This is a genomic window from Streptomyces sp. NPDC012637, from assembly GCF_042954805.1.
Taxonomy (GTDB): Bacteria; Actinomycetota; Actinomycetes; order Streptomycetales; family Streptomycetaceae; genus Streptomyces.
Window position 1 is genome coordinate 23653 of sequence record NZ_JBIBDS010000002.1, and the last position, 26725, is coordinate 50377.

Genomic DNA, 26725 nt, shown 5'->3' on the forward strand with positions numbered 1-26725 from the left:
GTCAGCGGTGGGAGGGGCCGGGGGCAGGAGTCGGGGCCGGGGAGCCGGACGGGTGGCCGGGCTCGTAGGAGAGCCGGAGCGCCGGGCTCATCGGCCGGACGAACGGGGAGAGTTCGAGCCGGGCCGGGATGACCGTCGGCGGAGCCGACTCCGGGGTCGCCTCGCGCCGCGAACCGGACGCGAAGGTCGCCGGCGCCCGCAGCGGCGTGACGTTGCTGCCGGTGCCCTGACCGCCGCGCGGCGTGTCGATCGACAGGGTGCTGCTCAGTGCGATCGCGGCAAACGAGACCGCGCTGGCCGCCGCGAAGGCGAAGCGCCGTCCCCGCCCCGCCGAGCGGTCGCCGACCTCGTGGATACGGAAGCCGGTGTCCGGTGTGACGGGCGCGGCCGTGGCGAAGCCGCCGGACCGCATGCCGTCGGACCGCATCCCGCCGCCCCGCAACAGGTCGTCGAAGGGTCCCCCCTGGTCAGAGGATCCCCCCGGCAGCCCCTGGAGGCGTGCGAGCAGCCCCTCCGAGGGCGGAGGGGGCGCGGTGGAGGCGAAGACGTTCTTCAGGGTGCGCTGCGCGTCGGCCTCGGCCTTGCAGCGGGCACAGGTCGCGAGATGGGCGAGGACGCGCTCGCGGGCGTCATGGCCGAGCTCGCCGTCGACGAGCGCGGCGAGCCGGTCCCCGAGGTGGTGTTCCGCGAGTCGCTGCTCCTCGGGGGTCGCAGAAGGACTGGTTCCGCTCACGCCGTTCCGCCCTCCCAGCCGACCGCGGCGAGGGCCCGCTCCTGGCGCGCCTCGGGCGAGCGGTGCTTGAGCGCCTTGCGCAGGTGCGAGCGGCCGCGGTGGATGCGGCTGCGGACGGTGCCGAGCTTCACGCCGAGGGTCGCGGCGATCTCCTCGTACGAGAGGCCCTCGATGTCACAGAGGACGACCGCGGCGCGGAACTCGGGCGCGAGGGTGTCCAGGGCCTGCTGGACGTCGGCGTCGAAGTGCGTGTCGTTGAACGCCTGCTGCGGGGACGGCTCGCGGCTCGGCAGCCGCTCGGCGGCGTCGTCGGCGAGCGCGTCGAAGCGGATCCGCTGCTTGCGGCGGACCATGTCCAGGAACAGGTTGGTGGTGATGCGGTGCAGCCAGCCCTCGAAGGTGCCCGGCGTGTACGAGGACAGCGAGCGGAACACCCGGACGAAGACCTCCTGGGTGAGGTCCTCGGCGTCGTGCTGGTTGCCGGTGAGGCGGTAGGCGAGCCGGTACACCCGGCCGCTGTGCGTGCTGACGATCTCCTCCCAGCTGGGCGGAGTCCACGCCTGCGATTCCGCGTCCGATGCGAAGGTCGCGGTGGTGGGTGCGGAGTCGGCGGTGCGGGAACGGTCAGCGGTGTCAGTCACGGATTTCGGCTCACCCGCCGACCCGAGAAGGCGCCGCAGCACTCCTCTCCGATCCACAGGCGCAGCCGCACCTCCCCTGTCGGCTCTGGTGGTGTCCAGTGGAGCCCCTACCATAGCCACCTCGCCCGTTAGCTCCGGATAAGAATCTTTACGCGAATTTGGGACCGGCCGGCGCCGGAGTCGCTCGTCGCTTCCCTTCTCCAGTAACGCGCAGTCCCATCTGCGGGTTCCCACGCGCAGCGGATACAGTCGACGCCTGCGTCAATATGGCGTCGAAGACGGGGACAGGAGAGGGCCATTACCGCCAACCGGCAGACGAGCTTGGCGTTCGCCGACGCCTATGTCGCCGAGGACGAAGCGCTGCGCTGGGCCCGTGACCGGGCCCGGGAGACGGGGCTGCCCTCGGTGTCGCCGGGCACCGGCGCCGCCCTGCGCCTGCTGGCCGCGACGGCGGACGCCAAGGCGGTGGCGGAGATCGGCACGGGCACGGGCGTGTCGGGCATCTACCTGCTGCTCGGAATGCGCCCGGACGGGGTCCTGACCACCGTGGACGTGGAGCCGGAGCGGCAGGCGCACGCGAAGGCGGCGTTCCGCGCGGCGGGTTTCGCGGGCAACCGGGCGCGTTTCATCCCGGGCCGCGCTCTCGACGTCCTGCCCCGGCTCGCGGACGGCGGCTACGACCTGGTCTTCTGCGACGGCGACCGGCTGGAGCTCCTCGACTACCTCGCTGAATCGTTGCGCCTGCTGCGACCTGGCGGTCTGGTCTGCTTCGAGGGCGTCTTCGCCGACGGCCGCACCGTGGACTCTGCGGCCCAGCCGGCCGAGGTGCAGCGGATACGCGAGCTCCTGCGCACGGTGCGCGAGAGCCGGGAACTGCTGCCGACGCTGCTGCCGGTGGGCGACGGCCTGCTGTGCGCGGTCCGCAGGGGCGCCTAGTCCGCCAGGGCGCCGAGCCCGTTCCTTCCGGGTCAGGCCGCGGACCCGCCAAGGTCCGGAAAAGACGGCCCGGACCCCCAACGGCCAGGGCGAGCGCCCCGGTCCGCTTCTCGGACACCTCCGCATCCCCCGGGCCCGGACACACGGGCCCTGATACACCGCTGCCCCGGCGCGGTGGGTACCGTACCGGGGCAGAAGCGGAAAAGGAGGCGTCAGCCGACGACTTCCCGCAGCGCGTCTCCGAGCGCCTTGGCCTCGTCCGGGGTCAGCTCGACGACGAGCCGGCCGCCGCCTTCGAGCGGAACGCGCATGACGATGCCCCGCCCCTCCTTGGTCACCTCGAGCGGGCCGTCACCCGTCCGCGGCTTCATGGCCGCCATGCTCGTTCCCCTTCCTGAAACCAGCTCATCGTCAGCATCGAACACGATTGCTTCCCGGTCATTATCCCGCATCACAGGACCCGATGACCAACATCAGCTGGCATCGCTTCCGCAACGCGCTTTCACAAAGCCACACATTTCACCGATCCACCTGCGATACTTCGCCGCCACGACTCGGCCGCCGAGCGGCGATTCTTTGACGCAGCTCACATGTGCGGCCGGGGTGATCTCCGCCATGCTGAGCAGGTCAGCGACGCAAAGACGCGAAGGGATCCCCGATGGCCGACACGGTTCTGTACGACGTGAGCGACGGGCTCGCCACCATCACGATCAACCGGCCCGAGGCCATGAACGCGATGAACGTGGCGGCCAAGGTCGCGCTGCGCGACGCGGCGGAGGCGGCGGCAGCCGACCCGGCCGTGCGCGCGGTGCTGCTCACGGCGGCGGGCGACCGCGCGTTCTGCGTGGGCCAGGACCTGAAGGAGCACGTGGGGCTGTTGCTGCAGGACAAGGAGTCCGGCACGAGCAACACCATGAACACCGTCCGCGACCACTACAACCCGATCGTGCGGGCCCTCGCGGGCATGGCCAAGCCGGTCGTCGCGGCCGTGAACGGCGTCGCGGCCGGTGCCGGGTTCGGCTTCGCGCTCGCCGCGGACTACCGGGTGGTGGCGGAGCACGCCTCCTTCAACACCGCCTTCGCCGGTGTCGCGCTCACCGCGGACTCGGGCATGTCCTGGACGCTGCCGCGCCTGATCGGCCCGAGCCGGGCCGCCGACCTGCTGCTCTTCCCGCGCTCGATCGGCGCCCAGGAGGCGTACGAGCTCGGCATCGTGAACAAGATCGTGCCGGGCGACGCGCTCGCCGAGGAGGCCCTGAAGCTGGCCCGCACCCTCGCCGAGGGCCCGACGGTCGCCTACGCGGCCCTCAAGGAGTCCCTGGCGTTCGGGGCGGACCACTCCCTGGACGAGGCGCTGGAGAAGGAGGACGAGCTCCAGTCGAAGGCCGGCGCCTCGGAGGACCACACGATCGCCGTCCAGGCCTTCATCGGCAAGGAGAAGCCTAAGTACCTGGGCCGCTGAGCGGACGGGCGCGGGCGCCCGCCAGGGCCTCTCCGACCCGCCAGGGCCTGTCCGGCCATGATCCACCGGGCGGGCCCCAAGGGGTGTCTCAGCGGCCGGCGCCGCGCGCCACGCAGCCCGTCACGTGGTCGTCGACCAGGCCGCAGGCCTGCATCAGTGCGTACGCGGTCGTCGGCCCGATGAACCGCAGGCCGCGCTTCTTGAGGGCCTTCGACAGGGCCGTGGACTCGTCCGTCACGGCCGGGACCTCACCGGTTCCGGCCGGGGCCGGGCGGGTCGCCGGGTCCGGCGCGTACGACCAGATCAGCTCGTCCAGCTCGCCCGGGGCCCACTCCGCCAGCACCTTCGCGTTGGCGAGGGTGGCGTCGATCTTGGCGCGGTTGCGGATGATGCCCTCGTCGGCGAGGAGCCGGTCGCGGTCGGCCTCGGTGAAACGGGCCACCTCGGCGATCCGGAAGCCGGAGAACGCCTTCCGGAAGCCCTCCCGGCGGCGCAGGATCGTGATCCACGACAGACCGGACTGGAAGGCCTCCAGGCACAGCCGCTCGAACAGCGCGTCGTCGCCGTGGACCGGGCGGCCCCACTCCTCGTCGTGGTACGCCACGTAGTCCTCGGTCGACAGGCCCCACGGGCAGCGCAGCAGGCCGTCCGGTCCCGCGATCGCCTTGCCGTCGCTCACGAGCCGTCCCCCTCGCCCTCCTGCCCGGCCCCGCCGGACCGCGCGGAGGCCAGCGCGGCCTCCAGGTCGGCGATGCGGGCGTCCCGCTCGGCGAGCTCGGCGCCGAGGCGGCCGAGGACGTCGTCGACGTCCGCCATCCGGTAGCCCCGCGCGGCGACCGGCAGGCGCAGCGCGTCGACATCGGCCTGGCAGGCCGGGCGGGCGGCGGGCAGCGGATCCACCAGCTGCTGGGGCGCCGCCTCGGGCAGCACCTCGCTGTCGCCGCCGCCGACCACCGCCAGCGTGACCGCCGCGACGACCACGACCATCGTGATCAGCAGAAACCAGAACACCTGCGCGCCTTTCCCCGTCCGTGGAAAACGTCCCGTGGCGATCGTGCCACGTGCCACCGACAGTTAGGGTCGCAGACGACGCAGGCAACCGGCCGCTAGGGAGGACATAAGGGATGCTCCGCTTGGGACGGCGTGAATTCGGGCCCCACGAGCCGGTGATCATGGCGATCGTGAACAGGACCCCGGACTCCTTCTACGACCAGGGGGCGACCTTCCGGGACGAGCCGGCCCTGGCCCGGGTCGAGCAGGCCGTGGCCGAGGGCGCGGCGATCATCGACATCGGCGGGGTCAAGGCGGGCCCCGGCGAGGAGGTCACGGCCGAGGAGGAGGCGCGGCGTACGGTCGGCTTCGTGGCCGAGGTGCGGCGGCGCCACCCGGACGTGGTGATCAGCGTGGACACCTGGCGCGCGGACGTCGGCGAGGCGGTCTGCGAGGCCGGCGCGGACCTGCTGAACGACGCGTGGGGCGGGGTCGACCCGGGGCTCGCGGAGGTCGCTGCGAAGTACGGCGCGGGGCTCGTGTGCACGCACGCGGGCGGCGCGGAACCGCGGACCCGGCCGCACCGGGTCGAGTACGAGGACGTGATGGCGGACATCCTGCGGGTCACGGTCGGGCTCGCGGAGCGGGCGGCCGCGCTCGGGGTGCGGCGGGACGGGATCATGATCGACCCGGGTCACGACTTCGGGAAGAACACCCGGCACAGCCTGGAGGCGACCCGGCGGCTCGGCGAGATGGCGGAGACGGGCTGGCCGGTGCTCGTGTCGCTGTCCAACAAGGACTTCGTGGGCGAGACGCTGGACCGGCCGGTCAAGGAGCGGGTGCTGGGGACGCTGGCCACGACCGCCGTCTCCGCCTGGCTGGGGGCGCAGGTCTACCGCGTGCACGAGGTCGCGGAGACGAAGCAGGTGCTGGACATGGTGGCGTCGATCGCCGGGCACCGTGCGCCCGCCGTGGCCCGGCGCGGGCTGGCGTAGCCGGGCGGGGGCACTTGGCGGGTGCCGGGGTGGGTGCCGGGGTGGGAGCCGGAGCGGGAGCCCGGACGGGGGCACTTGACGGGTGCCGGGGTGGGGGCGCCGGGCGGCGCCCCCGTCAGGACCGGCCTACCGGCCGACCTCCTTCGACACCAGCGCCACCGCCTCCTCCACGTCGTCCGTGACGTGGAAGAGCAGCAGGTCGTGTTCGGAGGCCTTGCCGCCCGCGACGACCGAGTCGCGCAGCCAGTCGACCAGGCCCTTCCAGTACTCCGTGCCGAACAGCACGATCGGGAAGCGGGTGACCTTGCGGGTCTGGACCAGGGTCAGCGCCTCGAAGAGCTCGTCGAGGGTGCCGAGGCCGCCGGGCAGGACGACGAAGCCCTGCGCGTACTTCACGAACATCGTCTTGCGGACGAAGAAGTAGCGGAAGTTGACGCCGATGTCGACGTGCGGGTTGAGGCCCTGCTCGAAGGGCAGCTCGATGCCGAGGCCCACGGAGACGCCCTTGGCCTCGCGGGCGCCCTTGTTGGCCGCCTCCATGGCGCCGGGGCCGCCGCCCGTGATCACCGCGAAGCCGGCCTCGACGAGGGCGCGGCCGAGGCGGACGCCCGCCTCGTACTCGGGCGAGTCGGGCTTGGTGCGGGCCGAGCCGAAGACGCTGATCGCGCTCGGGAGTTCGGCCAGCGCGCCGAAGCCCTCGACGAACTCGGACTGGATGCGCATGACCCGCCAGGGGTCGGTGTGCACCCACTCCGAGTCGCCCTCGGTGTCGAGCAGGCGCTGGTCGGTGGTGCCGGGCTGGACCTGGTCACGGCGCCTGACCACCGGTCCCAGCCGCTGCTCCTCCAGCTGCTTCGGCTCCTCGGGTACGCCCATGGCCTGCTCCTCTCACCGTTCCACTGATCGCCGGTAGGGATCTTCCGGTCCGGTCAGGGTAGGTCCACAGAGGAGAAGAAAAGCGAAATTACGGGAATCATTCCGTCAGCCAGTCGCGGAGGCGCGCCTCGCAGTGGTGGATCCGCTCGACGTGCACGTGCTCGTCGCGCTTGTGCGCGTAGAGGGGGTCGCCCGGGCCGTAGTTGACGGCGGGGACGCCGAGCGCGCTGAAGCGGGCGACGTCGGTCCAGCCGAACTTGGGCTGGGCGCTGCCGCCGACCGCCTTCATGAAGGCCGCGGCGGCCGGGTGGGAGAGGCCGGGCAGGGCGCCGCCGCTCTCGTCGTCGATCACGAACTCGGCGACGCCGCAGTCCGCGAACACCTCGTGGACGTGGGCCACCGCCTGTTCCGGGGAGAGGTCGGGGGCGTAGCGGTAGTTGACGGTGACCACGCACTCGTCGGGGATGACGTTGGTGGCGACGCCGCCCTCGATGCCGACCGCGTTCAGGCCCTCGTGGTACTCCAGGCCGTCGATGACCGGCTTGCGCGGCTCGTACGCGGCGAGCCGGGCGAGGATCGGGGCGGCGGAGTGGATGGCGTTGGAGCCCATCCAGGAGCGCGCGGAGTGGGCCCGCTCGCCCGTCGTGCGCAGCTTGACCCGCAGGGTGCCCTGGCAGCCGCCCTCGACCTGGCCGTAGGAGGGTTCGAGGAGGACCGCGAAGTCGCCGGTGAGCCAGTCCGGGTGCGCCTCCGCGATCTTGCCGAGGCCGTTGAGGTGGGCGGCGACCTCCTCGTTGTCGTAGAAGACGAAGGTGAGGTCGCGGTTGGGCGCGGGCACGGTGGCCGCGATGCGCAGCTGGACGGCGACGCCCGACTTCATGTCGGAGGTGCCGCAGCCCCAGAGCACGCCGTCGGCGTCGAGCCGGGAGGGCACGTTGTCCGCGATCGGGACGGTGTCGATGTGTCCGGCGAGGACGACCCGCTCGGCGTGACCGAGGTTCGTGCGGGCGACGACGTTGTTGCCGTGGCGGTCGACGGTGAGGTGCGGCAGGGTGCGCAGGGCCCGCTCGATGGCGTCGGCGAGGGGCTTCTCGGTCCCGCTCACGGAGGGGATGTCGACGAGCGCGGCGGTGAGCGCGGCGCCGTCGAGCGTGAGGTCCAGTGAGGTCTCGGAAGGAGCGGTGTCAGCCATGTGTCGACCCTAACTCGGCCTCCAGTACGGTGGGGCGCGTGTCCGAGCCCAGCCGTCTCCCCCGTCCCGCCCGCCGCGGCCGTCCCGCCCGGCTCGTGGCGGCGTTCGCCGTGCTCCTCGGCCTGGTCGCGTACGTGGCGGTGCACTACGTGACGGGCAGCAAGGGCGCGCCGCGGTGCAGTGTCGGTACCGGGACGAACCGGTACGAGTTCACCCCCGAGCAGGCGTCCAACGCGGCGACGATCGCGGCCGTGGGCACCACGCGCGGGCTGCCGGAGCGGGCGGTGACGATCGCGCTCGCGACGGCGCTCCAGGAGTCGGCGCTGCGGAACATCGAGCACGGCGACCGGGACTCGCTCGGCCTGTTCCAGCAGCGGCCGTCGATGGGCTGGGGAACACCGGAGCAGATCCTCGACCCGGTCTACTCGTCGGGGAAGTTCTACGAGGGCCTGGAGAAGGTCCCGGGCTACTCGCGGCTGCCGCTGACGGTGGCGGCGCAGAAGGTGCAGCGCAGCGGTTTCCCGCAGGCGTACGCGAAGCACGAGCCGGACGCCACGCTGCTGTCGGCGGCGCTGACCGGCCGGTCCCCGGCGGCAATCTCCTGCACGGCGGAGGTGGCGAAGGGCCGGCCGGGCGATCCGGCGCGGGTGCGCGCCGAGCTGGTGCGCGCCTTCGGCGAGGAGACGGCACCGAAGCCCGTCCTGAGCGGCGCCGGCGCGGCCGGGGCGAACGCGGCCGGGGCGCCGGCCGTGGAGCTCTCGGTCCCGGTTCGGGAGTCCCGGGCCTCGCGCGAGCAGCGCGGCTGGGAGCTGGCGCAGTGGGCGGTGGCGCGGGCGGGCGACCTGCGCATCGCGGAGGTGGCCTACGGGGACCGCGTGTGGGTCGCGGACGACTCCTCGGGCGACTGGGAAACCGCCCGCTCCAGGACCACGGGCACGGACGGCTCGACGGTCCGGATCCGACTGGCGCGGTAGCGAGGCGACGGGGCACCCGCGGGCGGTCGGCGCGGGGTCGGCTCGTACGGGTGGGCGGCCGGCGTGCGGCTGGCTCGTACGCGCGGGCGGTCGGCGCGCGGCCGGCTCGTAGGGGTGGACGGCGCTGGCGCGCGGCCCGTCACACGGGTGGGCAGTCGTACGGGCCGTCACCCGGACGTGTCATACGACCGGCGCGGCGTGAAGCTTTCCGGGCAGGTTTCCAGCGGGCTGACATGTCACCGCAAGATCCTTGCGACACAAGGGAAGTGACGGTTCAGCAGGCGGCGGCGCAACGACACGTTCGTCCGGTTTCCTCCCCACCCGACAATACGACGCATTACCCAGTCTTTACCTTCGGCGTCCGCAACCTCCCCCGCCCCGAGGCCGGTTGTCACCGCGTAACCGACCTGATCGTCTTCGTCGAAGGAGCACCATGTCCCTCCCCCTGACCCGCCGGATCGCCCGTGCCGCCCTGCTCGTCGCGGCCGGAGCAGCCCCCGTGGTCGGTGCGGCCGGCTCCGCGAGCGCCCTGGACCACAGCCTCGCGCCCACCGACGCCCTGTCGGGTCTGAGCGTCCTCGACGCCGCGAACGCCGGCAGCGCCGTCGACACCGCCGGCCAGGCCGGCGAGACCCTGGGCCAGACCGCGGGCGCGGCCACCGAGAGCGCCCAGGCCCCGGCCGCGGGCGCGCTGGGCGACGCCGTCCCGAACACCGGCGCCCTGCCCGGCGCCGGCCTGATCGGCGGCCTCCCGATCGGCGGCTGACCACCGCCGCACGCACGAGGGCCCGGGGAGCAGCGGCTGCTCCCCGGGCCCTCGTCCATGTTCCCGGAAGGGGTCAGCCCAGGCGCTTCACGGCCGCCTCGACGCGCTCGTCGGTCGCCGTGAAGGCGACGCGGACGAAGCGCTCGCCCGCCTCGCCGTAGAAGTCGCCGGGCGCCACCAGGATGCCCTTGCCCGCCAGGTACGCCACCGTGTCCCAGCAGGGCTCGTCGCGGGTCGCCCACAGGTACAGGCTGGCCTCGCTGTGCTCGATGCGGAAGCCGTGCGCCTCCAGCGCGCCGCGCAGGGCCGCCCGGCGGGCCGCGTACCGCGCCCGCTGCTCGGCCACGTGCGTGTCGTCGCCGAGCGCCGCGACCGTGGCGGCCTGGACCGGGGCGGCCGTCATCATGCCGCCGTGCTTGCGGATCTGCAGCAGCTCGCCGAGGACGCTCGCGTCGCCCGCGACGAACGCCGCCCGGTAGCCCGCCAGGTTGGAGCGCTTGGACAGCGAGTGGACCGCGACGATCCCCTCGTAGGAGCGGCCGCAGACGTCCGGGTGCAGCACGGAGACCGGGTCGGCCTCCCAGCCCAGCTCCAGGTAGCACTCGTCGGAGAAGACGAGCACGCCGTGCTCGCGCGCCCAGGCCACGATCCTGGTCAGCTCGTCCTTGCCGAGGACCTTGCCCGTCGGGTTCGACGGGGAGTTGAGCCACAGCAGCCGCAGACCGGCCGGGTCGAGCTCCATCGGGTCGTCGTAGACGACGGGGGTGGCCCCGCACAGCCGCGCGCCGACCTCGTAGGTCGGGTAGGCGAGCCGCGGGTACGCCACCTTGTCACCGGCGCCGAGGCCGAGCTGGGTCGGCAGCCAGGCCACCAGCTCCTTGGAACCGACCACCGGCAGCACGTTCTCGTGGGCGAAGCCGGTGGCGCCGAGCCGGCGCTCGCACCAGCCGGTGAGTGCGTCCCGCAGCTCCTTCGTGCCCCACACCGTGGGATAGCCCGGCGAGTCCGACGCCGCGACCAGGGCCTCCTGGATCAGCGCGGGGACCGGGTCCACGGGCGTGCCCACGGACAGGTCCACGATGCCGTCCGGATAGGCGGAAGCGGTCGCCTTGTAGGGCTCCAGCTTGTCCCAGGGGAAGACGGGAAGACGCGAAGAGACGGCGCTCACGGATTGGCTCCTCGTTGGTACGGAATACGCATCGGTCCCGTACAGCGCGACGCCGTACGGGACCGAGAGCGGATGATCAGCCGTTCTGCGGCGGCAGGGCGGCGATGAAGGGGTGGTCGCGCTCGATCAGGCCGAGCTTGGAGGCACCACCGGGCGAACCCAGCTCGTCGAAGAACTCGACGTTCGCCTTGTAGTAGTCCTTCCACTCCTCCGGGGTGTCGTCCTCGTAGAAGATCGCCTCGACCGGGCAGACCGGCTCACAGGCCCCGCAGTCGACGCATTCGTCCGGGTGGATGTACAAGGACCGCTGGCCCTCGTAGATGCAGTCGACGGGGCACTCCTCGATGCACGCCTTGTCCTTGACGTCGACACAAGGCTGCGCGATGACGTAGGTCACGCTGTCGTTCCTCCTCAGTAGGGCTGGTCTGCGCGGGAGCGCGGTGTCGTCGATGCCCGCCCCTAGTATCTCCGTTCTTGGGGACGATCCGAACAGGAGGGGCGCAGAAGCTGTGGAATTCACCGGCGGAGGACGGCTCGAGGTCCGTATTACCACGGCTGACGTGGGAAAACGCGTCTCTGTTCGGTACGTGACGGAGCCGGGGGACCCGGGCGGGACGTTCACCGACGCGGTAGGGGTTCTCACATCATGGGACGCGGGTGTGCTGCTGATCACACGCAGGACCGGTGAGGCCGTCCGCATCGCGGAACCGGCGCTCGTCGCCGGCAAGGTCGTCCCCGCCGCCCCGGCCCGCCGCCGCGGCCCCGCCGCGACCTTCCCCGAGCTCGCCCGGGCCGCAGCCCGCGCCTGGCAGCCCGTGGAGAGCGAGGCGCTCGGCGAGTGGACCCTGCGCGCCGCGTACCAGGACCTGCCGGGCGAAGCCGGTCCGCGAGGGGCGGCGGCCGGGCGACGGGTGGGCTTCACCCGCCGGGCCAACTCCGTCCTCCCGCTCGGCGACCCGGGCCTCCCGCTGGACGCCGCCCTGGAGCGCGTACGGGACTGGTACGCGGCCCGGGGCCTGCCCGCGTACGTCCAGACGGCGACGGGCGCCGAGGGCACCCAGGAGCTGCTGTCCGCCGAGCTGGAGGAGCGCGGCTGGGTCCGGGAGATCACGGCCGAGCTGCGGATCGCCGCCCTTGCCCCGATCGGCGACACGGACGCCGACGTCACGGAGGTCCGGCTCGCCCGCACCGTCGACGAGAGCTGGCTGCGCCGCTACCAGCGCTCCGCCGAGCCGGGCCCGCCCGCCCGGTCCGTCCTCTCCGTCCTGGGCAGCGGACCGAGTGTGTGGTTCGCGTCCGTACCGGGCACGGAAGACATACCGGCGGCGATCGGACGCTGCGTGGTGGACGGCCGCTGGGCCGGGTTCCTGGCCGTCGAGGTCGCCCCGGAGCACCGCCGCCGCGGCCTGGCGACGGCCGTCATGACGGCACTCGCCCGCCGGGCACTCGACGAGGGCGCCTCGGCCGCCTGGCTCCAGGTGGAGTCGGACAACGGCGGCGCCCGGGCGCTGTACGACGGGATGGGCTTCACCGTGCACCACCACTACCACCACTACCGCTGGACGGACGTGTGACCGACGAAGGCGACGTGACCGACTGGCGGCGGGAGTTCGCGGAGGAGGCCAGGTCCGAGCGGCCCGACCTCGCCCGGCTCTGCCTCCTGGTCTGCGCCGTGGCCGACCCGGCCGTGACCCAGGCCGAGCTCGACGCCGCCGAGATCGAACTCGACCGGCTCGCCGGGCTCGTGCCGTACGGCACGCGCGGCGCCGACGCGTGGGTCGCCGCCCTCGCCGACCTTCTCGGCCACCGGGCGGGCTTCCAGGGCGTGCCGGCGGACTACCAGCGCCTGGAGTCCTCGCTCCTGCACGAGGTGCTGCGCCGCCGCCGCGGCCTCCCCATCCTCCTCTCCGTGGTCTGGATGGAGGTCGCCCGCCGGGCCGGCGCGCCCGTCTACGGCCTGGGGCTGCCCGGGCACTTCGTGATCGGCTTCGGCGATCCGGCCGAGCTGCGGCTCGCCGACCCGTTCGCCGGGGGCCGGGCGATGACCGGCACGGACGCGGAACTCCTCGTCGCGGGCGCCACCGGGGAGGCGCTCGACCCGTCGATGCTGCGGCCGGCCACCCCGGCGGCGATCGTGCTGCGCATCCTCAACAACATCCGCGCCTGGGCCTCCGCCCGCCCCGAACGCTCCGACGTCGCCCTCTGGGCCGTCGAACTCTCCCTCCTCCTCCCCTCCCACCCGGCCCGCCTGCGCTACGAGCGCGCGGAGCTGCTGGTGCAGCGGGGCGACTTCCTCACGGGGGCGGCGGAGATGGAGGCGTACGCGACGGTCATGGACGCGGTGGAACCGAGCGCGGCGGAGACGATCCGCCGGCGCGCGAAGGCGGCACGAGCGCTGCTGAACTAGGACGCGGCGGTCCGGGCGCTCCGGCCGCGGTCGCACGAGGGAGGGGGCCGATGTCGGCGACGGACATGAGCCGGGCCGCAGCGGTCGCGCTGGTGCAGCGGATCATGGACGCGGACTACGCCTCCGAAGCCGAGGCGGGGGTGTGGCTGCAGCAGCTCGACAGGGCCCTGACCTGCCCGTCCGGCCACGTCAGCGACCTGATCTTCTGACCACCGGAGCGCGAGCTGTCGGCCGATGAGGTGGTCGATCAGGCCTTGGCGTATGACGCGATCGCCTTGTGAGCAGGCGGGGGAAGGGAGGGGCGGGGCGGGGGTGCCGGGCGGGGCGGGGGTGCCGGGCGGGGCGGGGGTGCCGGGCGGGGTGGCCGGATTCGAACCGGCGTCCTCGCGGTTTTGGAGACCGCGCGCGTCGACCTCTGCGCTACGACCCCGCCCTTGCCGGGCAGCTTAGGAGGCGTACGGGGGCGGGGCGAGGCGTTTTTCGCCGGAGGCGGGGGGGCTTGGAGTGGCGGGTCTCTGAGGTGGCGGTGGGGTGAGGGGCGTGTGGGCTTCTGGTGCGGCCGCCCTCTTTCCGAGTGTGGCTCCCTCCACCACCGCGTCAAGGGCGCTCCCTTCGGTCGCGTCGCTTCGCGATGGCCTGCGGCCACCCTTGACCCGGTGGCTCCGGGAGCCTTTTCACACTCGGAGGGCGGCCGGGGGCCCGGCCACGCGACTCGGCCCGGGTAGTCCGCCGCGCCGAGGGCGGATGACGGGCCGGTGGTGGGTGGGGCCGGGTATCGCTCCGCGCCGTGGGTGATGGGCTGCCCGGTGGGTGGGGGCTCGGTTCGTGGCCGGGCCGAGTGGGACTGCTTCTCTCGGCTCGGGGTGCGCGGAGGTGGAATGGGGTGCCCAATCCCGGTTCGGCGACGGGCCGCGTCATGTGGCGGGCATTCATGCCCCGCTGGTCACTCCCGGTGGGTGGAGGGGGCTGGCCTGGTGGGTGGAGGGGCCGGCCCGGTGGGTGGAGGGGGTCGGGGCGCGAGCGAATTCGCAGATCCCGGACCGATATGTGACGGAAGAGAACGGATGTGACGAGGGAGACGACCTTGGCCCGTCTCCGTCCCGGTTTGCTCGCACCGACGACCCCAACCGCCATATGCAGCCCGCCCATTGGCCTTCACTGGGGCCAAGAGCGACTTGTGTGACTCCAGAGGCACCACCGATCCCTTCCCCGCCGGGCAGGGTCCGCCCCGGCGTGCAAAGTCGGATCCTCCGAGGTCTGCCTGTGACAGATGGGGACTCGTGTGACGTCAGAGGTGGTCCCGCCGCTGCCCCATCCCGGAAGCACGCACTTTGCTCGCGCCTCGACCCTCCCCCACCCACCGGGAGTGACCAGCGGGGCATGTGCCCCCGCCGAACGACGGCCGACAGACGCCCAGGCCGCAATGGGCACCCCACTCCACGACCGCGCACCCCAAACCGAGGTAAGCAGTCCCACCCAGCCCGACCACAAACCCAGCCCCACCCCACCGGCCCGCACTACGCAAGCCCACCGGAGCGATACCCGGACCCCACCCACCACCGGCCCGCCTCCCGCCCACGGCGCGGCGGACTACCCGAAGCGATCCGCGTGGCCGGGCCCCCGGCCGCCCTCCGAGTGTGAAAAGGCTCCCGGAGCCACCGGGTCAAGGGTGGCCGCAGGCCATCGCGAAGCGACGCGACCAAAGGGTGCGCCCTTGACCCGGTGGCGGAGGGAGCCACACTCGGAAAGAGGGCGGCCGCACCAGAAGCCCACTCAGGACGTCCCCCAGTACGGACCCCGCGACGGCGCCCATGAGCAGGCCCTGTCCCCGCGCAACCCCCGACAACCGCTCCCGCCTGTCCCCCTGCCGAGGCCAGCGAGACCGGCGAGGCCAGCGAGACCGGCGCGGCGCACGCCGCTGTATGGCCGCAACGACCCTCACAGCCCGCAAGGCGGCGAGTGGTGAGCCGCCCCTCCCTCCAGCCGGGCAGGAGCGGTTCGCGAGTGACGCGAACCGCTCCTCCGGCCGTCAGCCCTCGCCGCTCAGGTCGATCGTCTTCGTCCGCTCGGCCTTCGTCTTGCCGCGCAGCGCGTCGCGCATCACGAAGGCCACGTCGTCGGCGTTCACCTGGTGCTTGGAGCCGTCGGCCTTGGTGATCATGATGCCGTCGAAGACGCCGTCGAGCAGGTCGTTGATGGCCTGCTTGTCGTAGACCTCGACCAGGCGACCGTCGATCGCCTTCATGGAGAGGATCTTCGGCAGCGAGCGGGCCGGACCGAAGTCGATCTGCTTGGCACCGGCCTTGATCGTGATCTTGTCGGACATGGCGGGTTCGGCGAACTCCTCCATGGCCCGGTCGAGCTCGTCCTTGGTGACCGTCGGCTGCCGGGTGACGACGGGCAGCTCGACGGTGTTCTTCTTGCCCGTCTCGACCTGGGCGCGGTACGCGTCCTTGACCGCGATCATCGAGCGCTGGACGTCCAGGCCCTTGCCCGGCTTGCCCTCGACCGCGGTGACCTTGTTCGGCGCGAAGACGATGGTGCCCTCGGTGACCGAGCCAGAGGTGCCGGCCAGGTCGGTGAGGGCGACGCCCAGCTTCTCCTCGTCGACCGGGAAGACCGGCTGCGCGACGCGCTCGCCGCCGAAGAGGGAGCCGATCACGGAGACCGGGTTGTAGTCGCTGCCGGCGGCGGCGCGCACGGTCTCCTGGGCGTCCAGGGCGAGGCCCGCCTTGTCGGGGGCGAGCTCGGCCTTCTTGCCGCCGATCTCGAGCTGCAGCGGGGCGGTCGCGCGCTTGCCGAGGGCCGACTCCAGCTTGGCGACGGCCTCCTCCTTCGTACCGCCGCCGATGTCGACGCCGAGCACGGTGGTGCCCTTCGGGACGTCGGAGTGGTTGAGGAGCAGTCCGGCGCCGTAGGCGACACCGGCGAGGCCGAACACGCCGATGCCGACGAGGACCAGCTTGGAGCGGCCCTTCTTGGCGGCCCGGGACGCGGGTGCCGGTGCGGGCTTGGGAGCGGGGGCCGGGGCCGCGGCGGCCGGTGCGGGGCGCTCGCCCCGCTCGGGGATGCGCGGCGTCAGGTCCGGCCCGGACGGCGGCCCGGACTGCGGGACGACCGGCATGCCGCTGGTGAGCGTGGAGCCGGAGACGTGTCCCCGGTCGCCGCCGCCGGGGCCGGCCGGAGGCCCGGACGGCTGGGGCGTGAGGACCGCGGTGTCGTCGGACATCCGCGGCGCCATCGGCGTGCGCGGCGCGGCGCCGCGCGGGTGGCCGGGGCCGACGACCGGGCTGCTGCCGGTGACGGGGCCGGTGGTCGGACCGGCGGGGCGTCCGGCGGCGTCGACGACCGGCGTGCCGCCGGCCGGGGTGTGGCCGGGGCCGCTGTCGTAGAGCGGGTTGCCGGCCGCGGGCCCGTCGTAGAGCGGCGTGCCGCCGGCGGGCGTGTGACCCGGACCGCCGCCGTCGTACGTGGGGATGCCGCCGGCGGGGGTGTGGCCCGGACCGCCGTCGTACATGGGGCTGCCGCCGGCGGGCGTGTGAGCCGGACCGCCGTCGTAGACGGGCGTGTGGCCCGCACCGGCGCCGCCGTCGTACATGGGGCTGCCGCCGGCGGGCGTGTGGCCCGCACCGCCGTCGTACGACGGGCCGCTCAGCGGGGTGACGACGGGCATGCTCTGGGTCGTGCTGCCCGCAGACGGGACGCCGTCGGAGGCGGAGCCCGCGAAGCCGGGGGTCGGCGCGCCCGGGGCGGCGGGGGCGGGGGCCGACGGGGCGCCCGGGCCTTCGAGGGCCGGGGGCGCCGACGGGGCAGGCGTGGACTTCTGTGCGGCGGCGGGCTTGCGCGGGGCGAACCAGTCGCTGGTCTTCTCCTCCGCCGGGGCCGGCTCGGCCGGGGCCGGCGGCTCCGGCTCGGGCGCGGGCGCCGGGGCCGGCGCGGGGGCCGGTGCCGGGCGGGCGGGCGCTGCGGCGGCCCGCGGCTCGTCGGCCGGGGTCTCGGCCGGCTGGGCCTCGCCCACCGGCTTGCGGACGACCACGGGCGGGATCGGACGCGAACCCGGGATGTTGATCCGGATACGGGTGGTCAGCGTGGTCTCGGTCTTGGGCTCCTCGGGCGGCACGGAGCCCGCGCCGTCCTGGCCCGCCTCCTGACCGCCGCGCAGGCCGTACGGAGGGGTGCCCGAGGGGTACGCGGCCCCGCCGCGCGCCTGGGCGCCGGAGGACGAACTGTCAGTCTCTCGACCAGTTTCACGACTCAAAGCAGGATCTCCCGGTTGGCTCCGCCGCCCGCTCTTGCTGATGCTCGTGGTGATCCGGGCGGTCGGCGGCGCGCACCACCATACTGGCCGCCGCCGATCCGCACCCGACCCGGCGTGGATCCGCCATGGGCAATCCGTCCGAAGTCAAGGCACTCCTGCGTCAAGTCGGCCTGTTCACGCGGTCGGTTGCACCGGCCGGTGCATCGTGGCGCACATCACAGCGATCGCCATGCCGCCGAGCAGGAAGACCATCTCGCCGAGCCCGCCGCCGAACAGGCCGTCGCCTTCCGGGCGTCCGAAGCTGAGCAGGACGACGGCGAGGAGCCAGCCGCCGCCGGCCGCGGCGACGCCGATCTGGTTGCCGGTGGCCCGCCGGGCGCCGTAGAAGAGAGCGGTCGAGCCGAGCAGCGCGAGCAGCAATCCGAGGGGGAACCAGGCGGCTTGGACGAGGGAGCCGGCCGTGCCGACGAGGGCGCCGAGCACCAGAAGCACCGCGTACCAGACGTATCGGGCGGTCGGGGCGAGGGGTGCGTGGCCGTGGGCGGCGCCCCGGGCGGACCGGGGAGCGGGTGCGGGCGCGGCTCCGGAGGCGCGGCTGCGCGGGCCGGTCATGCCTCGTTCCCTTCCGTGAGGAGGCCCGCGAAGAGGTCGGTCTCGCGTTCGCCCGCGGGCGCGCCGGGCGTGCCGTGGACCAGTTCGTAGTACTCGGTGGTGAAGATCGGCTGGGCCAGGTTGTTGGAGAGCGCGAAGAAGGGCCCGTCGACGGCGACTTGGGTGACGTGGGCGGCCATGGCGGCGCTCTTGCGGACGGCGTACCGCTCGTCGCCCGCGATCTCGGCGGTGATGCGGGAGTCCTCGACGACTCCGGGTACGTCGCCGATCGTGGCGTCGGCCGGGAAGGCGGAGCCTTCGGCGCTCAGCCGGGCGAAGCCGGCCTCGGCGACCGGGCGGGGCACCCGGTTCCAGTAGATCTTGGCGATGTCGTGGGCGGGGCCGAGCTCGGGCCGGTACGCGGGGTCGGCGGCGAGTTCGGCGGCGCGCATGGCGACCCGGTGGGCCTGGATGTGGTCCGGGTGGCCGTAGCCGCCGTCGGGGTCGTAGGTGACGAGGACCTGGGGGCGGGTCTCGCGGATCACCTCGACCAGGTACGGGGCGGCGACGTCGAGGTCGGTGTTCCAGAAGGCGTTCTCGCGCCGGTTCTGCGGGGCGCCCATCATCCCGGAGTCGCGGAAGCGGCCGGGGCCGCCGAGGAAGCGGTGGTCGGTGACGCCCAGCTCCTTCATCGCGGCGGCGAGTTCGCCGACGCGGTGCTCTCCGAGCCGGTCCTCGCGGTCGGGCGCGAGATGGGCGAGCGCGGGCGGGATGACCTCGCCCTCCTCGCCCAGGGTGCAGGTCACGAGGGTCACGAGGGCGCCCTCGGCCGCGTACCTGGCCATGGTGGCGCCGTTGTTGATCGACTCGTCGTCGGGGTGCGCGTGCACCAGAAGCAGACGACGGGCTGGGAGAACCGTCATGGCCCCACCCTACGAGGCGGGGCCCCCGGCAGAGTGGCAGGTCAGAACTTGAGGCCGCCGATCATGCTCGCCACGTTGGTGGTGAGCGTGCTGATCGACGGGGCGATGGACGAGCTCGCGAGGTAGAAGCCCAGGAGCGCGCAGACCGCCGCGTGACCGGCCTTGAGTCCGGATTTCTTGATCAGAAGGAAGACGACGATCGCCAGCAGCACAACCACCGAAATCGAGAGTGCCACGGCGGTTCACCTCCACACTTCTTCGGTCGGACTTGCCTGTCGGACAAATCGGTCGGACGTTCGGATGGCATGTGCCAGTGGATGCATACCCACCTAGCGCTACGGATCATAACTATCCGTGCCATCGCATCGATCGGTGTACGGAGGCATGAGGGGGCGCACGGACGCTAGTTTCGGTCACATGACTTCGCCACTAGAGCAGCCGTCTCCCCAAGAGCAGTCGTCCCAGGTCTCGTTCCCCCGCCAGTACGCGCGGACGCAGCGCTTCACCCTCGGTGCTCCGCGCGGTTTCTCGGTCGCGCCGGACGGCGGGCGGGTGGTGTTCGTCCGCTCCGGTTCGGGGACGGACCGCTCGCACCGGCTGTGGGTGCTCGACCTCGACGAGGGCGTGGAGCGGCTCGCGGCGGATCCGGCGGTGCTGCTCGGCGGCGCCGAGGAGGAGTTGTCGCCGGAGGAGCGGGCCCGCCGGGAGCGCAGCCGGGAGGGCTCCGCCGGCATCGTGGGCTACGCGGTGGACGGGGCCGTGGAGTTGGCCGCCTTCGCGCTGTCCGGGCGGCTGTTCGCGGCGGAGCTGCGGGCCGGCACGGCGCGCGAGCTGCGGGTGCCGGGTCCGGTGGTCGACCCGCGGCCCTCGCCCGACGGGCGGTGGATCGCGTACGCGGCGGGCGGCGCGCTGCGGGTGACCGGTGCGGACGGCTCGGGCGACCGGGAGCTGGCCGGGCCCGAGCCGGAGGCGGAAGGGGTGACGTACGGGCTCGCGGAGTTCGTCGCCTCGGAGGAGATGGACCGCGGCCGGGGCTTCTGGTGGGCGCCGGCCTCGGACCGGCTGCTGGTCGCACGGGTGGACGAATCGCCCGTGAACCGCTGGTGGATCGCGGATCCGGCGCACCCGGGCCGGGAGCCGCAGGCGGTCGCGTACCCGGCGGCGGGGACGGCGAACGCGGAGGTCCGGCTGTTCGTCGTGGATCTGACCGGAAATCGCACCGAGGTCTTGTGGGACCGGACCTCCTTCCCTTATCTGGCCCGGGTCCACTGGTCGGCGGCCGGCGCCCCGCTGCTGCTCGTACAGGCGCGGGACCAGCGCAGCCAGGCGTATCTGACGGTGGACCCGGACACGGGGACGACCGAGGCGGTGCGGGTCGACGAGGATCCGGTGTGGCTCGACCTGTTCGGCGGGGTGCCGGTGTGGACTCCGGGCGGGGAGCTGGTGCGGATCACGGACTCGGGCGGCGCCCGGGTGCTCGCGGTCGGGGACCGGGTCCTCACGGACGCCCGGCTGCAGGTGCGGGCGGTGCTCGACGTCGGCGCGGAAGATGTCCTGATCTCGGCGGCGGCGGGTGAGGCGGCCGAGTCCGCCGAGACGGGTGAGATCCATGTGTACCGGGTCGGCGGGCAGGGCGTGGAGCGGGTGTCGGAGGGCACCGGTGTGCACGCGGCGGTGCGCTCCGGCTCGGTGACCGTGCTGTCCTCGGCCCGGCCCGACGCGCCGGGCAGCGTGGTGCGGGTGCTGAGGGACGGCAAGCGGGTGGCCGAGGTCGCCTCGTACGCGCTGCGGCCCGTGCTCTCCGCGGACGTGCGGCTGACCGAGGCGGGCGAGCGGCGGATCCCGTGCGCCGTGCTGCTGCCCTCGGGCTGGCAGGAGGGCGACGGGCCGCTGCCGGTCCTCCTCGACCCGTACGGCGGGCCGCACGGGCAGCGCGTGGTCGCCGCGCACAATCCGCATCTGACGTCGCGGTGGTTCGCCGAGCAGGGCTTCGCCGTCGTCGTCGCCGACGGGCGCGGCATGCCGGGCCGCTCCCCCGCCTGGGAGAAGGCGATCAGGCGCGACCTGACGCTGTCGCTGGACGACCAGATCGAGGCGCTGCACGCGCTGGCCGGGCGCTTTCCGCTGGACCTCGGACGGGTGGCGATCCGCGGCTGGTCCTTCGGCGGCTATCTCGCCGGCCTCGCGGTGCTGCGCCGCCCGGACGTGTTCCACGCGGCCGTGGTGGGCGCCCCGGTGACGGACTGGCGGCTCTACGACACCCACTACACCGAGCGCTACCTCGGCCACCCTGCCGAGGAGCCGGCCGTGTACGCGGCGAACTCCCTGCTGTCGGACGACGGTCTGACGGATCCGCGGGAGCCGGTCCGGCCGATGATGGTGGTCCACGGACTGGCCGACGACAACGTGGTGATGGCGCACACCCTGCGGCTGTCCTCCGCGCTGCTGGCGGCGGGCCGCCCGCACGAGGTGCTGCCGCTGTCGGGCGTCACGCACATGACGCCGCAGGAACAGGTCGCGGAGAACCTGCTGCTGCTCCAGGTGGACTTCCTCAGGAGGTCGCTGGGCCTGGCGGGGTAGCTGGTGTCACCAGCCGGGCGGGCGGCGCGTCGGCGGGGCCGGGGGCAGGGCGGCGGCGGGCCGGTACGGGACCCGGCGGCGCCGCCCCGGCCGGCCGAGGAGGAGCAGGACGGCGAGCCCGGCGGCCAGCGCGTAGAAGCAGCCGAGGTCGTACGCGACGGAGTAGATGTCGAGTTCGGGCACGTACGTGTGCCAGTCAGGGCGCAGGGCGGCCGCGGTCCCGCCGGCTCCGACGCCGGTGAGGAGCAGTCCGGCGAGCAGGCCGAGCGGCCGGGCGTGCCGGGCGCGGGCGAAGGCGCTCGCGGCGGCGGTGAGGAGCAGCAGCACGAGGACGGCGTTCAGCCAGCCGGGCGGGACGGCGAGCGCGGGCAGCATCAGCGAGCGCCCGCCGGTGTAGCGGCCGACCGTGTACTCGACCGGCAGGAGGGTGGCCCAGCGGAGTTCCCAGGCGGCCCAGATCAGTCCGGCGAGCGCGCACAGGATTCCGGCGGCGACGGCGGGCCCCGTGCGGGGGCGTTCCGGGCCGTACGGCTCGCCGTTCCCGTCGCGGCCGCTCCCGGCGTGACCGTTGCGTTCGTCGTGGCGTCCTGCGGCGGCGGTGACGACGAGTCCGGCGGCGAGGGCGAGGGTGAGCAGGGTGGTGACGAGGGCCTCGATGCCGGAGGCCCACAGTCCGGGCAGCCGCAGTGCCAGGGTGGTGAGGCCGGTGACGGCGAGTGCGGGCGCGGCGAGCGGGGAGCGCAGGGCGACGAAGGCGGTGACGACGTAGGCCACGAGCAGCAGCGGGTCGACGAGCGTGGTGGCGGCGGACTGGTGGATCCGGAAGCCGTGGTCGCCGGCCCAGTACCAGAGGAGTTCGGTGGTCGGACCGAGGGCGGCGAGGTCGCGCAGCAGCCAGACGATGCCGACGAGGGCGAGCGCGGCGCACAGGGCGGCGCCGGTGAGACGTGCCGTTCGTGTCACAGTCACGGGGCCGATACTCACGGTCGCCATCGGCCGAAACAAGCGGTTCCGCATATGCGTGGGGATGGTGCGTCAAGTCAGGTGGCGGGGGTGACCGGCCGGGGCGACATGGCGCGTCCCGGCCGGTCCAACGGCACCCGCACGGCCGTACGCTGTGCAGCCTTGCGCGTCCGTATATCGGATCCGATTCCGTCGGGTTGCCTGCACGTTAAGGAGCTTCGGGAGAGGGGGGCCCTTCGGGCGAAGGGGGCTGCTCCGGCAGGGTGGGCTCCTCGGGCAGGGCCGCCTGCCCCGGCAGGGTGGGCTGCTCCGGCCCGGCCGGCTCCTCCGGCGGGACCACCTGTTTCTCCTCCGCGAAGTGGCAGGCCGAGTCGTGCTTCGCCGGGCTGTCGGTGAGCCGGAAGACGGCCGGTACGGCGAGCAGCGGGACCTCCAGGGCGCAGCGCTCCTGGGCCTTCCAGCAGCGGGTGCGGAAGCGGCAGCCGGAGGGGATGTTGGCCGGGGAGGGCACGTCGCCGGCCAGGATGATCCGCTCGCGGTGCTCGCGCGCGTCCGGGTCCGGCACGGGCACGGCGGAGAGCAGTGCCTGGGTGTAGGGGTGGGTGGGGTGGTCGTAGATCTCGGCGTCGGTGCCGATCTCCACGATCCGGCCGAGGTACATGACGCCGACGCGGTCGGAGATGTGCCGGACGATCGACAGGTCGTGCGCGATGAAGACGTACGACAGCCTGAACTCGTCCTGGAGCCGTTCGAGCAGGTTGACCACCTGTGCCTGCACGGAGACGTCGAGCGCCGAGACCGGCTCGTCGGCGACGATGATCTCGGGCTGGAGGGCCAGGCCGCGGGCGATGCCGATGCGCTGGCGCTGGCCGCCGGAGAACTGGTGCGGATAGCGGTTGATGTACTCGGGGTTGAGGCCGACGACGTCGAGGAGGTCCTGCACCTTGCGCCGCCGGTCGCCCTTCGGCGCCACTTCGGGGTGGATCTCGTACGGCTCGCCGATGATGTCGCCGACCGTCATGCGGGGGTTGAGCGAGGTGTACGGGTCCTGGAACACCATCTGGATGTTGCGGCGCACGGCCCGCAGCGCCCGGGGCGACAGCTTGGTGATGTCGTCGCCCTTGTACGAGATGGTGCCGGAGGTCGGCCGCTCCAGGTTGACGAGCATCTTCGCGACGGTCGACTTGCCGCAGCCGGACTCGCCGACGATGCCGAGGGTCTCGCCCTGGCGGAGGTCGAAGTCGACTCCGTCGACCGCCCTGACCGCGCCGACCTGCTTCTTGAAGAGGATGCCCTGGGTCAGCGGGTAGTGCTTGACCAGGTCGCGGACCTGGAGAATCGCCTCAGCCATGGAGGCACTCCTTCCAGTAGTGGCAGGCGCTGGTGCGCGGTACGGGCGATTCGGTGACGTCGTACAGCGGTGGCACGTCGGTCCGGCAGCGGTCCCGGGCGAGCGGGCAGCGCGGGTTGAAGGAGCAGCCCGACGGGATGGCGAGGAGGTTGGGCGGCAGGCCCTTGATGGCGTAGAGCTCCTGGCCCTTCTGGTCGAGGCGCGGGATGGAGTCGAGCAGGCCGCGGGTGTACGGGTGGGCGGGGGCCTTGTAGATCTCGTGGACCGGCGCCTGTTCGACGATCTTCCCCGCGTACATCACGGCGATCTTGTCGGCCACGTCGGCGACGACGCCGAGGTCGTGGGTGATGAGGATGAGGCCCATGTTGAGCTCGCGCTGGAGCTCGGCGAGCAGGTCCATGACCTGGGCCTGGACGGTCACGTCGAGGGCGGTGGTGGGCTCGTCGGCGATGATGAGGTCGGGTTCGAGGGCGAGCGCCATCGCGATCATGATGCGCTGCCGCATGCCGCCGGAGAACTGGTGCGGGTACTGGCCGACGCGTTCCTTCGCGGCCGGGATGCGGACCCGGTCCATCAGCTCGACGGCCCGGGCCCGGGCGTCCTTCCTGGACATGCCCTTGTGGACCTCGAACATCTCGCCGAGCTGTTCGCCGACGCTGAGCACCGGGTTGAGGGAGGACAGCGCGTCCTGGAAGATCATCGCCATCCTGGCGCCGCGGATCTTCCGGCGTTCGTCCTCCTTGAGCGTCAGCAGGTCCTGGCCCTGGAAGCGGATCTCGCCGCCGGTGATCTTCCCGGGCGGCATGTCGAGGATGCCCATGACGGCCTGGGCGGTGACGGACTTGCCGGAACCGGACTCGCCGAGCACGGCCAGCGTCTCCCCCGCGTCGACGGAGTAGTTGACGCCGTTGACGGCCTTGGCCACCCCGTCGCGGGTGTGGAACTCCACGTGCAGGTCGCGCACTTCGAGCAGCATGATCGGCTACCTCAGCTTGGGGTCGAGGGCGTCGCGCACCGCGTCGCCGAGCATGATGAAGGCGAGCACCGTGATGGCGAGCGCGCCGGCCGGCCAGAGCAGCATGTGCGGGGCGTTGCGGACGTACTGCGACGCCGAGGAGATGTCGATGCCCCAGGACACCGTCGGCGGCTTCAGGCCGACGCCGAGGTACGACAGGGTCGCCTCCAGGGAGATGTACGTGCCGAGCGCGATGGTCGCGACGACGATCACCGGTGCGATCGCGTTGGGCGTGATGTGACGCAGCAGCATCCGGGAGTTGGAGGCGCCGAGGGCCCGGGCCGCCTGCACGTAGTCGTTCTGTTTGGCGGTGATGACGGAGCCGCGGGCGATGCGGGAGATCTGCGGCCAGCCGAGCAGCACCATGAACCCGACGACGGGCCACACGGTGGAGCTGGTCACCACGGACAGCAGCACCAGGCCGCCGAGGACGACGGGGATGGCGAAGAAGACGTCGGTGATCCGGGAGAGGAAGCCGTCCCAGGCACCGCCGAAGAAGCCGGCCAGACCGCCGAGGACGCTGCCCAGGACGGCCACGCCGAGGGTGGCGCAGACGCCGACGGTGACGGAGGTCCGGGCGCCGTAGACCGTTCGGGTGTAGACGTCGCAGCCCTGGCCGTTGAAGCCGAAGGGGTGGCCGGGCTGGGAGCCTTCCTGGGCCTTGGACAGGTCGCAGTCGAGCGGGTCTCCGGAGGCGATCAGGGACGGCCAGATGGAGATGACCACCAGGAAGAGGATGACGAGGCCGGAGAGGATGAAGACCGGGTTGCGGCGCAGGTCGCGCCAGGCGTCGGACCACAGGGAGCGCGGCTTCCTGTCGGGGCCGCTGCCGTCGGGGCCGTCCAGGTTCTTCTCCAGCGTCTCCGCCTCGGCCGTACCGAGGTCGGCCGTGCCCCCGGCGCCGGTGGACGCGACGGCGCGCCCTTCGTCGTACGACTCAAGCGGCTCAAACGGCTCAGGCATAGCGAATCCTCGGGTCGAGTACGGCGTACAGGAGGTCGACCAGCAGGTTGGCCAGCAGGAACACCAGGACGAGGATGGTCACGAAGCCCACCACGGTCTGGGTGTTCTGGCGCACGATGCCCTGGTACAGCTGGTAGCCCACGCCGTGGATGTTGAAGATCCGTTCGGTGACGATGGCGCCGCCCATCAGCGCGCCGACGTCGGCGCCGATGAAGGTCACCACGGGGATGAGGCTGTTGCGCAGCAGGTGGCGGGTGATCACGCGACGGCGCGGCAGGCCCTTCGCGACGGCGGTACGGACGTAGTCGGCGCGCTTGTTCTCGGCGATCGAGGTGCGGGTGAGCCGGGTGACGTACGCGAGGGAGACGGAGGCGAGGACGAGACCGGGCACGATCAGCTCGCTGAAGGGCGCCTCGGACGAGACGGCCGGTTCGATCCAGCCCCACTTCACGCCGAGGAGCAGCTGGACCAGCAGGCCGATGACGAAGATGGGGACGGACAGGACGATCAGGGTGAGCAGCAGCACCGTGGTGTCGACGGGGTGGCCGCGCTTGAGGCCGGTGACGACGCCGAGGGTGATGCCGATGACGATCTCGAAGAAGATCGCGACGATGGTGAGCCGGATGGTGACCGGGAAGGCGTCGGCCATCAGCTCGGTGACGGGCTGTCCGTTGAAGGCGGTGCCGAAGTCGCCGGTGAACAGGTTGCCCATGTAGGTCAGGTATTGCTGCCAGACCGGCTTGTCGAGGCCGAACTCCTTCTCGAGCTGGGCGGCGGTGGCGGGGTCGCAGGCCCGGTCGCCGCAGAGGCCGGCGATGGGGTCGCCCATCACGTTCACCATCAGGAAGATCAGCAGTGTGGCGCCGAAGAAGACCGGGATCATCTGCAGCAGCCGCCGGATCACATATCGACCCATGTCAGGCTCCGGGGGTTGAAGGAAG

The 26725-nt window shown here is 72.8% G+C and carries 26 protein-coding genes, 1 tRNA gene and 1 pseudogene; 9 read left to right on the forward strand and 19 right to left on the reverse strand.

The window, feature by feature from the left end:
• Position 1 precedes the first annotated feature (1 nt).
• The gene (locus tag ACFY8W_RS08170; RefSeq protein WP_391101878.1) at positions 2–733 is read right to left on the reverse strand and encodes a zf-HC2 domain-containing protein; all 732 of its coding nucleotides are present in this window, start codon (positions 731–733) and stop codon (positions 2–4) included.
• Positions 730–1488, reverse strand: coding sequence for an RNA polymerase sigma factor SigE (gene sigE, locus ACFY8W_RS08175; protein WP_391101881.1), 759 nt, complete (start codon positions 1486–1488; stop codon positions 730–732). Before sigE ends, ACFY8W_RS08170 begins: the two co-directional genes overlap by 4 nt.
• 150 nt (positions 1489–1638) lie before the next feature.
• Between sigE and ACFY8W_RS08180 the strand changes: the two genes are divergently transcribed.
• The gene (locus ACFY8W_RS08180) at positions 1639–2310 is read left to right on the forward strand and encodes a class I SAM-dependent methyltransferase (RefSeq protein ID WP_391103808.1); all 672 of its coding nucleotides are present in this window, start codon (positions 1639–1641) and stop codon (positions 2308–2310) included.
• Between the two features lie 212 nt (positions 2311–2522).
• Here the strand turns inward: ACFY8W_RS08180 and ACFY8W_RS08185 are convergent, their stop codons facing one another.
• Entirely contained in the window at positions 2523–2690 is a 168-nt protein-coding gene (locus tag ACFY8W_RS08185; RefSeq protein WP_391101883.1) for a DUF3117 domain-containing protein, read from the reverse strand.
• Between the two features lie 278 nt (positions 2691–2968).
• On the opposite strand from ACFY8W_RS08185, the gene ACFY8W_RS08190 reads away from it, so the two are divergent.
• Complete coding sequence (locus ACFY8W_RS08190; protein ID WP_391101885.1) at positions 2969–3772, forward strand: enoyl-CoA hydratase-related protein; 804 nt, start codon at positions 2969–2971, stop codon at positions 3770–3772.
• An 88-nt stretch (positions 3773–3860) separates the two neighbouring features.
• On the opposite strand, the gene ACFY8W_RS08195 is transcribed toward ACFY8W_RS08190, so the two are convergent.
• Together ACFY8W_RS08195 and ACFY8W_RS08200 are read right to left on the reverse strand one after the other, a co-directional pair.
• Positions 3861–4451 (reverse strand): DNA-3-methyladenine glycosylase I, encoded by a 591-nt coding sequence (locus tag ACFY8W_RS08195; RefSeq protein ID WP_391101887.1) that lies wholly within the window; start codon positions 4449–4451, stop codon positions 3861–3863.
• Entirely contained in the window at positions 4448–4783 is a 336-nt protein-coding gene (locus tag ACFY8W_RS08200; RefSeq protein ID WP_391101889.1) for a hypothetical protein, read from the reverse strand. Before ACFY8W_RS08200 ends, ACFY8W_RS08195 begins: the two co-directional genes overlap by 4 nt.
• A 113-nt stretch (positions 4784–4896) precedes the next feature.
• Here ACFY8W_RS08200 and folP point away from each other — a divergent pair, with 113 nt between their 5' ends.
• A complete protein-coding gene (gene folP, locus ACFY8W_RS08205) occupies positions 4897–5757 on the forward strand; it encodes a dihydropteroate synthase (protein WP_391101892.1) in 861 nt (286 codons plus the stop codon).
• A gap of 126 nt (positions 5758–5883) precedes the next feature.
• Here folP and ACFY8W_RS08210 read toward each other — a convergent pair whose 3' ends face one another.
• A complete protein-coding gene (locus ACFY8W_RS08210; protein ID WP_391101894.1) occupies positions 5884–6633 on the reverse strand; it encodes a TIGR00730 family Rossman fold protein in 750 nt (249 codons plus the stop codon).
• Between the two features lie 97 nt (positions 6634–6730).
• A complete protein-coding gene (gene dapE, locus ACFY8W_RS08215) occupies positions 6731–7825 on the reverse strand; it encodes a succinyl-diaminopimelate desuccinylase (RefSeq protein ID WP_391101897.1) in 1095 nt (364 codons plus the stop codon).
• 38 nt (positions 7826–7863) lie between these two features.
• Between dapE and ACFY8W_RS08220 the strand changes: the two genes are divergently transcribed.
• Together ACFY8W_RS08220 and ACFY8W_RS08225 are read left to right on the forward strand one after the other, a co-directional pair.
• The gene (locus ACFY8W_RS08220) at positions 7864–8799 is read left to right on the forward strand and encodes a hypothetical protein (protein WP_391101900.1); all 936 of its coding nucleotides are present in this window, start codon (positions 7864–7866) and stop codon (positions 8797–8799) included.
• Between the two features lie 433 nt (positions 8800–9232).
• A complete protein-coding gene (locus ACFY8W_RS08225; RefSeq protein ID WP_391101902.1) occupies positions 9233–9565 on the forward strand; it encodes an ATP-binding protein in 333 nt (110 codons plus the stop codon).
• Positions 9566–9638: 73 nt separating this feature from the next.
• Here ACFY8W_RS08225 and ACFY8W_RS08230 read toward each other — a convergent pair whose 3' ends face one another.
• Together ACFY8W_RS08230 and fdxA are read right to left on the reverse strand one after the other, a co-directional pair.
• Positions 9639–10733, reverse strand: a complete 1095-nt coding sequence (locus ACFY8W_RS08230; protein WP_391101905.1) for a bifunctional succinyldiaminopimelate transaminase/glutamate-prephenate aminotransferase — start codon at positions 10731–10733, stop codon at positions 9639–9641.
• A 76-nt stretch (positions 10734–10809) separates the two neighbouring features.
• A complete protein-coding gene (gene fdxA, locus ACFY8W_RS08235) occupies positions 10810–11130 on the reverse strand; it encodes a ferredoxin (protein ID WP_010474859.1) in 321 nt (106 codons plus the stop codon).
• Positions 11131–11242: 112 nt separating this feature from the next.
• Between fdxA and ACFY8W_RS08240 the strand changes: the two genes are divergently transcribed.
• The 3 genes and pseudogenes from ACFY8W_RS08240 to ACFY8W_RS08250 all read left to right on the forward strand — a co-directional run bounded on the left by ACFY8W_RS08240 (position 11243) and on the right by ACFY8W_RS08250 (position 13421).
• Complete coding sequence (locus ACFY8W_RS08240) at positions 11243–12307, forward strand: GNAT family N-acetyltransferase (protein WP_391101908.1); 1065 nt, start codon at positions 11243–11245, stop codon at positions 12305–12307.
• Positions 12304–13140 (forward strand): tetratricopeptide repeat protein, encoded by an 837-nt coding sequence (locus ACFY8W_RS08245; protein ID WP_391101911.1) that lies wholly within the window; start codon positions 12304–12306, stop codon positions 13138–13140. The genes ACFY8W_RS08240 and ACFY8W_RS08245 overlap by 4 nt, the downstream gene beginning before the upstream one ends.
• 50 nt (positions 13141–13190) lie before the next feature.
• A pseudogene (locus tag ACFY8W_RS08250) lies at positions 13191–13421 on the forward strand (e9imm peptide).
• Between the two features lie 73 nt (positions 13422–13494).
• Here ACFY8W_RS08250 and ACFY8W_RS08255 read toward each other — a convergent pair.
• The 5 genes from ACFY8W_RS08255 to ACFY8W_RS08275 form a co-directional block, all read right to left on the reverse strand.
• Positions 13495–13572, reverse strand: a tRNA-Trp gene (locus ACFY8W_RS08255).
• A 1597-nt stretch (positions 13573–15169) separates the two neighbouring features.
• Positions 15170–17398, reverse strand: coding sequence for a hypothetical protein (locus ACFY8W_RS08260; RefSeq protein WP_391101913.1), 2229 nt, complete (start codon positions 17396–17398; stop codon positions 15170–15172).
• Positions 17399–17572: 174 nt separating this feature from the next.
• Positions 17573–18010 (reverse strand): DUF6113 family protein, encoded by a 438-nt coding sequence (locus ACFY8W_RS08265; protein ID WP_391101916.1) that lies wholly within the window; start codon positions 18008–18010, stop codon positions 17573–17575.
• Positions 18007–18912 (reverse strand): N-acetyl-1-D-myo-inositol-2-amino-2-deoxy-alpha-D-glucopyranoside deacetylase, encoded by a 906-nt coding sequence (gene mshB, locus ACFY8W_RS08270; protein WP_391101918.1) that lies wholly within the window; start codon positions 18910–18912, stop codon positions 18007–18009. Before mshB ends, ACFY8W_RS08265 begins: the two co-directional genes overlap by 4 nt.
• A 41-nt stretch (positions 18913–18953) precedes the next feature.
• Positions 18954–19148: a hypothetical protein gene (locus ACFY8W_RS08275; protein WP_128975920.1), complete on the reverse strand. Its 195-nt coding sequence runs from the start codon at positions 19146–19148 to the stop codon at positions 18954–18956.
• A 181-nt stretch (positions 19149–19329) separates the two neighbouring features.
• On the opposite strand from ACFY8W_RS08275, the gene ACFY8W_RS08280 reads away from it, so the two are divergent.
• Positions 19330–21492: a prolyl oligopeptidase family serine peptidase gene (locus ACFY8W_RS08280; protein ID WP_391101921.1), complete on the forward strand. Its 2163-nt coding sequence runs from the start codon at positions 19330–19332 to the stop codon at positions 21490–21492.
• 6 nt (positions 21493–21498) lie between these two features.
• Here the strand turns inward: ACFY8W_RS08280 and ACFY8W_RS08285 are convergent, their stop codons facing one another.
• The 5 genes from ACFY8W_RS08285 to ACFY8W_RS08305 all read right to left on the reverse strand — a co-directional run bounded on the left by ACFY8W_RS08285 (position 21499) and on the right by ACFY8W_RS08305 (position 26700).
• The gene (locus ACFY8W_RS08285; protein ID WP_391101924.1) at positions 21499–22461 is read right to left on the reverse strand and encodes a hypothetical protein; all 963 of its coding nucleotides are present in this window, start codon (positions 22459–22461) and stop codon (positions 21499–21501) included.
• 202 nt (positions 22462–22663) lie between these two features.
• Positions 22664–23806 (reverse strand): dipeptide ABC transporter ATP-binding protein, encoded by a 1143-nt coding sequence (locus tag ACFY8W_RS08290; protein WP_391101927.1) that lies wholly within the window; start codon positions 23804–23806, stop codon positions 22664–22666.
• Positions 23799–24782 carry an oligopeptide/dipeptide ABC transporter ATP-binding protein gene (locus ACFY8W_RS08295; RefSeq protein ID WP_391101929.1) on the reverse strand — a complete coding sequence of 328 codons (984 nt, stop codon included), beginning with the start codon at positions 24780–24782 and terminating at the stop codon, positions 23799–23801. The genes ACFY8W_RS08290 and ACFY8W_RS08295 overlap by 8 nt, the downstream gene beginning before the upstream one ends.
• Before the next feature lie 6 nt (positions 24783–24788).
• Positions 24789–25784: an ABC transporter permease subunit gene (locus ACFY8W_RS08300; protein WP_391101931.1), complete on the reverse strand. Its 996-nt coding sequence runs from the start codon at positions 25782–25784 to the stop codon at positions 24789–24791.
• Complete coding sequence (locus ACFY8W_RS08305) at positions 25777–26700, reverse strand: ABC transporter permease subunit (RefSeq protein WP_391101934.1); 924 nt, start codon at positions 26698–26700, stop codon at positions 25777–25779. Before ACFY8W_RS08305 ends, ACFY8W_RS08300 begins: the two co-directional genes overlap by 8 nt.
• Positions 26701–26725: the final 25 nt, after the last annotated feature.